At 70.3% G+C, this 11963-nt stretch carries 10 protein-coding genes and 2 pseudogenes; 3 read left to right on the plus strand and 9 right to left on the minus strand.

The window, feature by feature from the left end:
* A pseudogene (locus J1C73_RS05430) lies at positions 1–240 on the minus strand (DUF6777 domain-containing protein); the annotation flags it as partial.
* Between the two features lie 197 nt (positions 241–437).
* Between J1C73_RS05430 and J1C73_RS05435 the strand changes: the two are divergent.
* Genes J1C73_RS05435 through J1C73_RS05445 form a run of 3 tightly spaced genes read left to right on the plus strand, consistent with a single transcriptional unit; the run spans position 438 to position 3287 of the window.
* Entirely contained in the window at positions 438–1292 is an 855-nt protein-coding gene (locus J1C73_RS05435) for a YndJ family protein (RefSeq protein ID WP_207315337.1), read from the plus strand.
* Positions 1289–1813, plus strand: coding sequence for a DUF1990 domain-containing protein (locus tag J1C73_RS05440; RefSeq protein ID WP_207315338.1), 525 nt, complete (start codon positions 1289–1291; stop codon positions 1811–1813). Before J1C73_RS05435 ends, J1C73_RS05440 begins: the two co-directional genes overlap by 4 nt.
* Positions 1814–1850: 37 nt before the next feature.
* Positions 1851–3287: a lipase maturation factor family protein gene (locus J1C73_RS05445; RefSeq protein WP_207315339.1), complete on the plus strand. Its 1437-nt coding sequence runs from the start codon at positions 1851–1853 to the stop codon at positions 3285–3287.
* Here J1C73_RS05445 and J1C73_RS05450 read toward each other — a convergent pair.
* From J1C73_RS05450 to J1C73_RS35900, 8 genes and pseudogenes are all read right to left on the minus strand, one after another.
* Positions 3265–5619, minus strand: coding sequence for an alpha-L-fucosidase (locus J1C73_RS05450; protein WP_207315340.1), 2355 nt, complete (start codon positions 5617–5619; stop codon positions 3265–3267). The two genes, J1C73_RS05445 and J1C73_RS05450, sit on opposite strands and share 23 nt — an antisense overlap.
* Before the next feature lie 143 nt (positions 5620–5762).
* Positions 5763–7112 carry an ammonium transporter gene (locus J1C73_RS05455; protein WP_207315341.1) on the minus strand — a complete coding sequence of 450 codons (1350 nt, stop codon included), beginning with the start codon at positions 7110–7112 and terminating at the stop codon, positions 5763–5765.
* 36 nt (positions 7113–7148) lie between these two features.
* On the minus strand, positions 7149–8108 hold the full coding sequence (locus J1C73_RS05460) for an urease accessory protein UreD (RefSeq protein WP_207315342.1): 960 nt from the start codon (positions 8106–8108) through the stop codon (positions 7149–7151).
* Position 8109: 1 nt separating this feature from the next.
* Positions 8110–8730 (minus strand): urease accessory protein UreG, encoded by a 621-nt coding sequence (gene ureG / locus J1C73_RS05465; protein WP_124285788.1) that lies wholly within the window; start codon positions 8728–8730, stop codon positions 8110–8112.
* A 30-nt stretch (positions 8731–8760) separates the two neighbouring features.
* Positions 8761–9507, minus strand: coding sequence for an urease accessory protein UreF (locus J1C73_RS05470; RefSeq protein ID WP_207315343.1), 747 nt, complete (start codon positions 9505–9507; stop codon positions 8761–8763).
* A 4-nt stretch (positions 9508–9511) separates the two neighbouring features.
* A complete protein-coding gene (ureC, locus tag J1C73_RS05475) occupies positions 9512–11236 on the minus strand; it encodes an urease subunit alpha (protein ID WP_207315344.1) in 1725 nt (574 codons plus the stop codon).
* Positions 11236–11754, minus strand: coding sequence for an urease subunit beta (locus J1C73_RS05480; RefSeq protein WP_207315345.1), 519 nt, complete (start codon positions 11752–11754; stop codon positions 11236–11238). The genes ureC and J1C73_RS05480 overlap by 1 nt, the downstream gene beginning before the upstream one ends.
* Positions 11751–11963, minus strand: a pseudogene (locus tag J1C73_RS35900) (cobalamin biosynthesis protein CbiX); the annotation flags it as partial. The pseudogene J1C73_RS35900 and the gene J1C73_RS05480, both read right to left, overlap by 4 nt.

The raw sequence follows: 11963 nt of genomic DNA on the forward strand, positions 1-11963 counted from the left end.
ACGGCGAGGCCGTCCGGTGCGCGACGGGGCCGGCGCCGCACCGGACGGCCTCGCCGTCGAGCCGGTGAAGGGGTCGGGCCCCCGCGCCGCGGCAGGCTGCAGGAGGACCTCCTGGGCGTCGGCCGTCCCCTTGGTGCCGTTGCCGCTGCCGGGGGCGTCCCGCGCGCAGCCCGCGGCGAGCAGGATCCCGGCGGACAGCGTGGCGCCCGCGGCGCGGCGCAGGCGTATGGGTGAGCGCACGAAGAGGTCTCCTGCCGGTTCACCGGTCCCGAGTGGTCCCCCTATGTCTGCCGCAGTTGCCCCTCCCCCGCAAGCCGACGGCACACGACGGGCGCAGGAGGCCGGACGGGGTCGGCAGCAGCACCTTGAACACGTTCAAGAAAGGCCCTAGAGTCAGCACCTACATCACTTGAACATGTTCAAGACGGGGGTAGGCCATGTCGGTCCTGGTCGGTCTGACCGTGATGCTCGGCATGCTGGTGATCGTGCCGGCCGGGCTGCTGCTGGCGGACGTACCGGAGCTCGGCCGGATACGGCGGCTGTGGCCGGCCTTCGCCGTACCGGGAGCCGTCTCCCTCTGGCTGCCGCGCGGCCTGCCCGCCACTCTCCTCGCCCTCTGCTACGCCCTCGGAGCCGCACTCCTCGCACTGCACGCCCTGCACCGGCTCGCCCGCCACCCCGCAGCGCTGCGCTCCTCGCGGACCGCGCCCGCCGAGGTCGCGCTGCTCACCGCCCTGGTGACCCCCTCGATCGCCGCGACCGCACTGGTCGCCGAGCGCTCGGGGCACTCGCTGTTCGGCTTCGGCCCCGGCATCCTGGCGCTGACCGTGCCGCACTTCCACTTCGCCGGATTCGCCGCCGCCCTGGTCTCCGGACTGGTCTGCCGGCTCGTCGACAGCACCGCGGGCAGGTTCGCGGCGCTGAGCGTTCCGCTGGGTACCCTGCTCGTCCTGATCGGCTATTTCGTCGGCGACCGGACCGAGCTGGCCGGGGCGGTCGTACTGACGGCGGGGATGTGGACCGTCGCCCTGCTGACCTGGCGGACGGTCCGGCCGGCCGGTCGCGACCGGGCCACCCGGCTGCTGCTCGCCACCTCGGCCGCAGTGCTCGCGGTGACCATGGTGCTCGCGCTGAGCTGGGCGCTGGGCGAGGCCACCGGACTGCCCCATCCCACCCTGACCTGGATGGCCGCCACCCACGGCGTCGGCAACGCGCTGGGCTTCGCGCTCTGCTCGGTGCTCGCCTGGAGGCGGCTCCGCGCACCCGCCGACCACGAAGGACGCACCGCATGAGCACCCTGACGTACCCGGAAGTGGGCGCCACCCGTCTCGGCCCGCTCCCCGACGGCTACCACCACCTGCACCACCGCAACCGGATCGGCCACGGCCGCGCGGACTTCGAGGCCGCCGGCGCCGCGGTCACCGAATTCCGTATGCACCGCGTCGCCGGAGCCCGGGTCGTCGCCTCGACGCGACGCGCCGAGCCCGGAGCGGCCGTTCGGGTGGCACTGGGGGCGGGCCCGTTCCGGTTCACCGCGCCCTGCCGGGTCATCTGGACCGAGTACGCCACGCAGCGCATCGGATTCGGCTACGGAACGCTGACCCGGCACCCCGAGTGCGGCGAGGAGTCCTTCGTGGTCGACCTGGCCGACGACGGGACGGTGTCGTTCACCGTCATGGCGTTCAGCCGGCCCGCCCGCTGGTACGCCCGGCTCGCCGGTCCGCTCGTACCGGTGGCCCAGCTCTGGTACGCGCGCAGGCTCGGCAGCACCCTGCGCCGGATCGTCACGGAGGCGCGCCAGAAGCGGAACTGAGGCGCCGGAAGGCGCCGCGGGGCCGATAATGGAGGCAATGGAATGGTTCACCGCAGACGGGTACTGGCTCAGCCGGCTGATCTTTCAGCGGGCGCTCGGCGTCATCTATCTGACCGCCTTCCTCACCGCCGCGCTCCAGTTCCGGGCGCTGATCGGTGAACGCGGCATGCTGCCCGCTCCCGGACTCCTGCGGCGCACGGACTGGCGCACCGCTCCCGGGCTCTTCCGCCTCCACTACTCCGACCGCTTCTTCGCCCTGGTCGCGTGGACCGGCTGTGCGCTCTCCGTCGCGCTGATCGCCGGCCTGGACAGTCATCTGCCGCTGTGGGCGGCGATGCTGCTGTGGGCCCTGCCCTGGGCGCTGTACCTGTCGATCGTCCAGGTCGGCGACACCTGGTACGGCTTCGGCTGGGAGTCGCTGCTGCTGGAGACCGGATTCCTCGCCGTCTTCCTCGGCAACGCGGGCACCGCCCCGCCGGTGCTGGTGCTGTGGCTGCTGCGCTGGGTGCTGTTCCGGGTGGAGTTCGGCGCCGGGCTGATCAAGATCCGCGGCGACGCGTGCTGGCGCAGGCTGACGTGCCTGTACTTCCATCACGAGACCCAGCCGATGCCCGGCCCGCTGAGCTGGTTCTTCCACCGGCTCCCCCGGCCCCTGCACCGGGCCGAGGTGGCGGCCAACCATGTGACCCAGCTCCTGGTCCCGGTGCTGCTCTTCACCCCGCAGCCGGTGGCGGGCGTGGCGGCGGCCCTGATGGTCCTGACCCAGCTCTGGCTGGTGCTGTCGGGGAACTTCGCGTGGCTCAACTGGCTGACGATCGCGCTCGCCCTGTCGGCCATCGACTGGTCCCCGGTCGCCGAGCCGCCCGCGCAGTCCGCCGCGCCCCTCTGGTACGAGGTGGTGGTCATCGCCGTCACCGCCCTGGTGCTGGCTCTGAGCTACCGCCCGGCCCGCAATCTGGTCTCGCGCCGCCAGGTGATGAACCGCTCGTTCGACCCGCTGCACCTGGTCAATACGTACGGCGCGTTCGGCAGCATCAGCCGGGTCCGGCTGGAGGTGGTGGTCGAGGGCACGGACGAGCGGGTCGTGCATCCGGGCACGGTCTGGCGGGAGTACGGGTTCCGCGGGAAGCCGGGAGATCCGCGGCGGCTGCCGCGCCAGTTCGCCCCGTACCACCTGCGGCTCGACTGGATGATGTGGTTCGCCGCGCTCTCACCCGCCTACGCCCGCCCCTGGTTCGGCCCGTTCGTGCAGCGGCTGCTGGAGAACGACCGGGACACGCTGCGGCTGCTGCGGCACAACCCGTTCCCCGGCACCCCGCCCGCGCACGTCCGCGCCAGGGTGTACCGCTACCGGTACACGACCTGGCGCGAACTGCGGGCCACCGGGCGCTGGTGGCACCGCACCTACGTGCGGGACTTCATGCGGCCGGTGCCGCAGGGTCCCGCACCGGTCAGCCCGACCAGGCGATCTTGAACACCCAGGCGTGCTCGCCGGTCCTGCGGGCCGCCGCCGGCACGTCGATCACCAGCGAGTCGCCGGTGGTGCGCCAGCTCAGCGGCCGGTCGTACCCGAGCAGCGTGATCCGGTCGCCGCCGCGGACCGGCACCGGGGCCCCGACCGTCAGGGTCGCGCCGGGCCGGGCCAGCGAGTGGATGTAGAACGCCTTGTCCGGCCGGACGGTGAACCGCAGGTCCTCGCCCAGCTGCGGCATCCGCGACCAGTACGTGGTGTCGTAGATCGCCTCTCCGTTGGTCTTCAGCCACTGCCCCGTCTCGCGCAGCCTGCGCTGCATGATGCCGGGGATCGTGCCGTCGGCCTTCGGTCCGATGTCGAGCAGGAAGTTCCCGTTCTTGGAGACGATGTCGACGAGCGAGTGCACGATCTCCTCGGCCGTCATGTACTTCTCGTCCGGGGTCTGCGCGTTGTAGCCGTAGCTGTAGGGGTCGAGGCCCCGGCTGGACTCCCATTTGGCGGTGACGATCTGGTCGTACGTCGTGTACTCGGGCGTCGTGAAGTCGTGCGACCCGATTCCCGAGCGGTCGTTGACCGTGACGTCCACCGGACGGGCCCGGTTCTTGGCTTGGTTGAAGTACTCGGCGAGCACCCGGTGGCTGTCGTTGTCGCCACCGATGTCGCACCAGATGATCTCGGGGTCGTACCCCTCGATCAGCTCCAGCATCTGCGGGCCCTGGAACTCGGTGACGTAGTCCTTGCCCGCCGTGTGGCCGGTGTACGGGACGGGCTCCAGGGTGTACGGATTGCGCGGGGCGTGCCCCATCCACGGGTGGTCCGGGTTGAACCACTCGGGCATGGAGAAGTACAGCCCGCGGTGGAGTTCGGGGGCGTAGCGCCGTGAGGCGTCGAAGAGTTCCCTGATCACATCGCGCTTGGGGCCCATCTTCACGGAGTTGCGGTCGGAGAGTTTGGTGTCCCAGAGCGCGAAGCCCTCGTGGTGCTTCGAGGTGAGCACGTGGTACTGCGCGCCGGCGTCCCGGAACAGCTCCACCCAGGAGCGGGGGTCGAAGTGTTCGGCGCGGAACCGCGGGATGAAGTCGTCGTAGGCGAACGACTCGCCGTAGGTGTCACGGTGATGGGCGTACGTGGGGTTGTTCGGGTCCTGCATCTGGTTCCAGTACCACTCGGCGTACTGCGTGCCGACCGGTGCCCAGGCCGGAACCGAGTAGACGCCCCAGTGGATGAAGATCCCGAATTTCGCGTCCTGGAACCAGTACGGCGCCTGGTGGGTGGAGAGGGACGCGTCCGTGGGGGTGTAGTCGGGGACCCCGAGGGTGAGCGAGCGCCGGACCGTTGCCGCCTGCTGTCCCCGGCCGCGTGCCACCACGCTGCCGTCCCGGGCGGTGCCGGGCGCGGTACCCGGTCTGTTGCGGATGCCGATGCGGACGCGGGCCTGGTCGCCGGGGGCGAGCCGGGTGACACGGGCGGGTGCGACGGTACGCGCCCCGGGTACGTCCACCGAGAGGGTGAGGCCGTCGGCGGCGAGGATGCCGACCGTGCCCGCGTTGACGACCGTGGCCTCGACGCTCTGTGCTCCGTGTTCCAGCAGCGAGGTGGTGGTGCGGGCGTCGCGCACGGCCAGCGCCCGGCCCTCGGCCGCCGGCTGGAGGGAGAGCGCGAAGACGTGCAGGGCGGACTTGTCGGCCTCGGCGGGCTGGGTGGTGGGAAGGGTCAGCGCGACGGCCTGCCTTGTCGGGTCGAGCGGGATCTCGGACACGGCGATGGAGACCGGGTGCGGGTCCTTCGTCCCGTCGGGGGCGTAGCGGTAGGCGGAGGTCAGGTCGCCGCTGCCGGAGTACCAGTCGGGTCCGGCGAGGGCCGGGGCCGATGTGGTGCCGTCGGCGTAGTGCACCGTGGCCTTGCCCGACGCGGCTCCGTAGCTGCACGCGGTGAGGAGGAGACCGGACAGGTAGCGGCCCGGTGGGAGGTCGATGCGCTGGCCGAGGGCGACGATGTTGTTCTTCGCCCCCGCCCCGGCGGCCGGGAAGCGGAAGGTGGTGCCGGCTATCTCCCGGTCCCCTGCGGGGAGCTCCTCGCCGGGGAAGGTGTAGCCGGAGCCGTCGAAGCTGCCGCCGCGGGCCTCGGCGGTGTCGATGCCGTCGTTGTCGAACCAGTCGTCGAGGGGGACGGGGACGGCCGGGGGCACGGTCCCCCAGTCACCGCCGTGAAGGGTCTCGGGCGCGGTCCCGGTTCGCGGGGCCGCTTCGGCGGTGGCGGGGGTGAGCAGGGCGGCGCCGACTGCCGCCCCTGCCGTCATTCCGAGTACATGGCGCCTGGGAAGTTCGGTCATGACGTCCGATGATTGGAGCACGACGTGAACCTGTCAATGCAATCTTCCAGACAGAACGAAACTTCTCCCCCACATCCATCGGATGACTCGGGGGAGAAAGCGGGGTGGGCCGGACATGTGACGCCCGGCCCACCCCTCGTCGGCTACTTCTCGTGCTCGCGGGCCCGCAGCAGGGTGCTGATCTGCTTGACGAGTTCGTCGTCGCTGGTCACCGGCTTGCCGGAGACCAGCGCACCGAGGCGCTCGGCGGTCTGGAAGTCGTACGCGCGTTCCTGTTCCGCGCCGGGAACGTTGTCGTACTCCTCCTTGGCGCGGAACCCCACGGTCAGGTCCACGGCCTTGGCGATGAGCCAGGTCAGGATGAAGGAGAAGGCGATCACTGCGACGATCGCGACGAGCTGCTTGCCCAGCAGCCCCCAGCCGCCTCCGTAGAACAGCCCCTTCTTGCCGCTGATGCGTGCGGTGGCGAACAGACCGACCATGATCAGGCCGATCAGCCCGCCGACACCGTGCACGCCCACCACGTCGAGTGTGTCGTCCACGTTGAAACGGAACTTCAGCGTGATCGCGAACGCACAGACCGCGCCGACGACGAGGCCGGTGATGACCGCGCCGAGCGTGTTGATCTCACCGCAGGCCGGGGTGATGGCGACCATGCCCGCGACGGCGGAGGAGACGACCCCCATCGTGGTGACGCTGCCGGTGCGCCACTTCTCCACCAGCGGCCAGGTGACCATCGCGCCCGCGGCCCCGAGCTGGGTGTTGATGAAGGCCGCGGCTGCGGTGCCCTGGTCGCTCAGTGCCGAACCGGAGTTGAAGCCGAACCAGCCGAACCAGAGCAGCCCGACTCCGATGACCACAAGCGGAATGTTGTTCGGGCGCTCCTCGCGGCGGGCGAAGTCGCGCGGTGCCCGCAGGACGAGCGCGACGGCGAGGCCCGCGACACCGGAGTTGAGCTCCACCGGGAGACCGCCGGCGAAGTCGAGGGCGCCGAGGTGCCTGACGATCCAGCCGTCCGAGTCGAACACCCAGTGCGCGATGGGGATGTAGACGATGAGCAGCCACAGCACGACGAAGACGAGCCAGCCCCTCATGGTGGCGCGGTCGGCGATCGAACCGCTGATCAGCGCCACCGTGATGATGGCGAAGCCCATCTGGAAGGTGCTGTAGACGTAGGTGGGGATCGCTCCTGTCAGCGTGGTCAGGTCGATGCCGCGCATGAACACGTGGTCGAGATTGCCGATGACTCCGGCGCCCGACACATCGGGGCCGAACGCCAGCGTGTAGCCGATGACCCACCAGAGCAGGGTGCCGAACGCGAGCGCGGCGAAGCTCATCTTGATCATCATCAGCACGTGCTTGGTACGTACCATGCCGCCGTAGAAGAACGCGAGACCGGGCGTCATCAGCAGCACCATGGCGGTCGAGGCGAGCAGCCAGGCGGTGTCACCGGAGTCGTACGCGGGCGGCATCGGCGCGGGAGCGGTGTTCATCGGCGGGCACCTCGTGGGTTCGTGGGGGCGGAGGGACTACGGCTTGCGCAGATCGGGGGCGGGATGGCCGGTGAGCAGCCGGCGCACGGACTGCCAGGCCGCCTGATGGGCGGCGGCGACCCGGATCGGGCTGTCGTCCAGCAGCCGCACCCAGGCGCCGCAGTCCCGGGGCAGGACGCTCACGCCGTACAGGACGCCGAGTGGGGCCAGCGCCTCGTGCAGGGTGTCGGCGAGTTCGGCGGCCGGGGTGCGGTCGGTCACGACGAAGAGCGAGGCGACATGGTCGTACCCGGCGAACACACCGGGTCCCAGGACTCCCCCGCCGTCCGGCCCCGGGGCGAGGCGCAGGGTGTCGACGGCGAGCAGGGTGCCGTCGGGCCTGCGGATACACAGGTCGGTGGCGAGCACCCGGTAGGCGTGGCGTTCACCCCGGGCGAGCCGTCCGGCCGTGAGGGTGTCGCCGACGACGACAGTGGCGCCGCTTGCGACCGTGACCTCGGTGCGCTGGTAGAAACGCGCGTCCTTGAACGGGATCAGCGGGTCCGGCAGGTACTCGACGTAGCTCCCGGCCTCCGCCGTCAGGTGCACCCGCTGGCTCGCGTAGTCGTGCTCCATGCGGAAGACCTTGGTGGCGGCCTGGGTGGTGAGATGGACCTGGGTGTCCGGTCCGCAGCGGAAGTCCATCCGGTAGCGGTCGGCCTGGGCGACGCCACCGCCGGTCGCCAACAGGTAGACGTAGCTCATGCCGGGCAGCGCGGGGTCGATCCACAGCGGCCGCATGATCTGCAACGGTGTCTTCTGGTAGCGCTCGACGAGTTCGGTGCGCCCGCCCCGCACGGCGAAGGCCAGGTCGAGGATGCCGACCTTGGCCGGGGACCCGGGCGCGAGCGTGTCGGGCACGGAGGCCAGGGCCGCCACGTCCGGGGGGACCCGGACCGCCGTGTAGTACTCCTCGGCGAGCCGGTCGGCCGGGGGCCGGTGCGGGGCGAGCGTCATCTCAGATCAGCACCTTGCGGCGCGATTCGAGGTAGACCGCGATCTCGTCGATGCCGACGCCGGTCAGGCAGTCGGTGAGGACGACGGGGCGGTTGTCCCGGACCCGGTGGGCGTCGGACTCCATGACGTTGATGTCCGTGCGGACGTACTGCGCGATATCGATCTTGTTGATGACGAGGAGATCGGACTCGGTGATGCCGGGGCCGCGCTTGCGGGGCATCTTCTCGCCCTCCGCGGTGTCCAGCACGAAGAGGAAGAGGTCCACGAGGGCCGGGCTGAAGGTCAGGGTGAGGTTGTCGCCACCGGACTCGTAGAGCAGCGTGTCCGTGTCCGGGAAGCGCTCCAGCATCTCGGCGCCGGCCGCCAGGTTCATCGTGGGGTCGTCGCGTACGGCGGTGTGGGGGCAGGCGCCCGTCTCGACCCCGACGACGCGCTCCGGTTCGAGGACTCCGGCCAGGGTGCGGCGGATGTGCTGGGCGTCCTCCTGGGTGTAGATGTCGTTGGTGATGACGGAGGGGCGGTGTCCGCGCTCGATCAGAATCGGCACCAGCGCCTCGATGAGCGCGGTCTTGCCGGATCCGACCGGTCCGCCGACGCCGACCCGCAGTACGTTGTCGTCCATGGTGCTCCCTGGTGTGTGACGGAGTGGATTTCAGCTGGCGAAGAGCCGGGCCTCGGCGCGTTCATGACGGCCCGACATGATGTCCGAGGCGAAGACGGTGGCGCCGACGTCATCGAGTTCGCGCCGCAGCGCCGCCTCGACGGTCTCTTCGATGACGGGTGCGGCACCCCGCAGGAGGGTCTGTGCCGAGCGGTGGTCGGTCAGCCGGAGCCGCAGGGCCGCGCCCGCGAAGCTGACGCAGAAGGCGAACAGGTCCGAGGCGACGGCCTGCCGGAGCGGGACCCCGGTCGCGGCGTAGATGACACCTGCGGCCACCGCCTGGGTACCGGGGGCCTCCCGGCGTACCACGCGGTCGAAGTAGTCGCCGATCTCCGGGCGGTCGAAGACCTCGTGGCCCAGGTCGAGCAGCTGCCGGCCGGTCCGGGTGGCGGCCTGGCGCATCTCGCGGCCCAGCTTGGTCGCGAAGAGGTGCTCGTCGATCCGGACGACGGCCGCCGGGTCGCCCGCCGCGGTCGCGCGGTGGGCGAGGGCGAGCGCCGTGGCGTCGGCGGGACCGACGCCGTGCAGCAGCAGGTCCCGGAGCAGCAGCGGCACGGCGGCGGGGTCGATGGCCCCGGCCTGGGCGAAGCCCTCCAGACTGTGCGACAGCGTGTAGAAGCCGCTCGGGAACGCGGAGTCGGTCAGCTGGAGGCTGACCAGCAGCGGTCCCAGACCCGTGCCGGCCGCGGTCATGGCCGGCACGGACTCGCCCGCGGTGTCGCCCTCGTTGCGGTACACCGGCCTAGACCAGGAAGTACAGGTGGTTGAGGGGCAGCTTCTCGGCCGGGTCGATGGTGGCGACCTTGCCGTTGAGCGTGACCTTGAACGTCTCCGGGTCGACCTGGATGTCCGGCAGGGCGTCGTTGCGGACCATGTTGTGCTTGCCGATGGTGCGGGTGCGGCTCACCGGCAGGATCATGCGGTCCAGGCCCAGCTCGGCCGGGACCCCGGCAGCGATACCGGCCTGGGACATGAAGGTGGCATGCGTCGTCGGCAGGGCCTTGCCGTACTGCCCGAACATCGGGCGGTAGATGACGGGCTGCGGTGTCGGCAGTGAGGCGTTGGGGTCGCCCATCTGCGCCCACGAGATGATGCCGCCCTTGATCACCATCTTCGGCTTGGCACCGAAGGAGTGGATCGGCCAGAGCACGATGTCGGCGAGCTTCCCCTTCTCGATCGAACCCACGTGATCCGAGATACCGGTGGCGATGGCGGGGTTGATGGTGACCTTCGCCAGGTAGCGCAGCACCCGCTGGTTGTCGTTGCGAGCGGAGTCGCCCTCCATCGTGCCGAGCTTGTCCTTGCAGTGGTGGGCGATCTGGAAGGTCCGGGTGACGGACTCCCCGACCCGGCCCATCGCCTGGGAGTCGGAGGAGACCATGCTGATCACACCGAGGTCGTGCAGGACCGACTCGGCGGCGATCGTCTCGGCCCGGACCCGGCTGTCGGCGAAGGAGACGTCCTCGGGGATGTCGTGGCTGAGGTGGTGACAGACCATGACCATGTCGAGCAGCTCGTCCACCGAGTTCTTGGTGTAGGGCAGCGTCGGGTTGGTGGAGGACGGCAGCACGTTCGGCTCGCCGGCCACCCGCATGATGTCAGGGGCGTGCCCGCCGCCCGCGCCCTCGCTGTGGAAGGTGTGGATGGTGCGGCCGTCGAACGCGGAGCGGGTGTCTTCGAAGTAGCCGCTCTCGTTGAGGCTGTCGGTGTGGATGGCCACCTGGACGTCGTACTGGTCGGCGACGTTCAACGCGTTGTCGATCACGGCGGGGGTGGCGCCCCAGTCCTCGTGGACCTTCAGGGCGCAGGCACCGGCGACGATCTGCTCGTTGAGCGCCTCGGGAAGGCTGCCGTTGCCCTTGCCCATGATGCCGAGGTTGACCGGGAAGGCCTCGGCCGCCTGCAGGAACCGGGCGATGTTGTACGGTCCCGGCGTGCAGGTGGTGCCGTTCGTGCCGTCGCTCGGCCCGGTACCACCGCCGATGAGCGTGGTGATGCCGTTGGTGAGTGCCTGCTCGGCCTGTTGCGGTGCGATCAGGTGGACGTGGCTGTCGATCGCTCCCGCGGTGGCGATGAGGTGTTCACCGGCGATGGCCTCGGTGCCCGCCCCGATGACCAGATCCGGGTGCACGTTGTTCTGGGTCTGCGGATTGCCCGACTTGCCGATGCCGGCGATGAAGCCGTCCTTGATGCCGATGTCGCACTTGACGACACCGACGATGGGGTCGATGAGCACGACGTTGGTGATGACGGTGTCGAGAGCGCCCTGGGCGGCGGTGACCTGCGGATCGGAGCCCATGCCGTCACGCATGGTCTTGCCGCCGCCGTAGAGGATCTCGTCCCCGTACTGGCCCTCGCTGAAGTCCTTCTCGACCTCGACGACGAGGTTGGTGTCGGCGAGGTGGAAGCGGTCGCCGACCGTCGGGCCGAACATGTCGGTGTACTGCTTGCGCGGCAGGATGGGCATCAGCGCGAACCCTTCTTCTTTTCCTTGCCGGCCTTGGCGGCGGGCTTGGAGGCGGGCTTGGAGGCCTTGACGGCCGGCTTGGTGGCCCTGGCGGCGGGCTTGGCCGTGGGCTTGGTGGCCTTGGCGCTCTTGGCGGTGGGGGTGTTCTGCGCGCCCTGGAAGCCCTGCTCGATGGCCTTGCGGACGGCTTCGACGCGTGCGGGGTGGGAGGCGAGGCTGCCGTTGAGCAGCCCGCTGAAGCCGACCAGCCGGCCGGTTCCGCTGTACGCGCACAGTTCGACCTCGCGCGAGCCGCCGGGCTCGAAGCGCACGGAGGTGCCGGCGGGGATGTTGAGGTGCATGCCGAGCGTCTCCTGGCGGTCGAACAGCAGCGCCGAGTTGACCTCGAAGAAGTGGTAGTGGGAGCCGATCTGTACCGCACGGTCACCGGTATTGCTCACGGTGACCTTCAGCGTGCGGCGGCCCGCGTTGATCTCGATGGGGTCCTTGCCGTAAATGTACTTCTGACGGAACGTCATGCGATGCTCCTGATGACTTGGCCCGCTCCATCGGCGGACGGGTGCTGATGCGGGTGCGTATGGCCTGGGCCGTGCTCGTGCTGGTGGCCAGGACCGTGGCCGTGGTCGTGGCCCTCGCCCGGTGGGTGGGTGTGGGAGTGGCCGTGGTTCTCGGCCGCGGTCAGCCCGGTCGCGATGCCGTCGTCGCCGTGCTCGCGGCGGCGCCGCCG

Origin of the sequence: Streptomyces laculatispora, from assembly GCF_017353455.1 — a bacterium.
Taxonomy (GTDB): Bacteria; Actinomycetota; Actinomycetes; order Streptomycetales; family Streptomycetaceae; genus Streptomyces; species Streptomyces laculatispora.

Excerpts from the sequence above, each read along its gene's own strand:
- J1C73_RS05480 (WP_207315345.1), bottom strand. The coding sequence starts at position 11,754 with ATGACGTTCCGTCAGAAGTACATTTACGGCAAGGACCCCATCGAGATC.
- J1C73_RS05455 (WP_207315341.1), bottom strand. The coding sequence starts at position 7,112 with ATGAACACCGCTCCCGCGCCGATGCCGCCCGCGTACGACTCCGGTGAC.
- J1C73_RS05450 (WP_207315340.1), bottom strand. The coding sequence starts at position 5,619 with ATGACCGAACTTCCCAGGCGCCATGTACTCGGAATGACGGCAGGGGCG.
- ureG (WP_124285788.1), bottom strand. The coding sequence starts at position 8,730 with ATGGACGACAACGTACTGCGGGTCGGCGTCGGCGGACCGGTCGGATCC.
- J1C73_RS05460 (WP_207315342.1), bottom strand. The coding sequence starts at position 8,108 with ATGACGCTCGCCCCGCACCGGCCCCCGGCCGACCGGCTCGCCGAGGAG.
- J1C73_RS05445 (WP_207315339.1), top strand. The coding sequence starts at position 1,851 with ATGGAATGGTTCACCGCAGACGGGTACTGGCTCAGCCGGCTGATCTTT.
- J1C73_RS05440 (WP_207315338.1), top strand. The coding sequence starts at position 1,289 with ATGAGCACCCTGACGTACCCGGAAGTGGGCGCCACCCGTCTCGGCCCG.
- J1C73_RS05435 (WP_207315337.1), top strand. The coding sequence starts at position 438 with ATGTCGGTCCTGGTCGGTCTGACCGTGATGCTCGGCATGCTGGTGATC.
- ureC (WP_207315344.1), bottom strand. The coding sequence starts at position 11,236 with ATGCCCATCCTGCCGCGCAAGCAGTACACCGACATGTTCGGCCCGACG.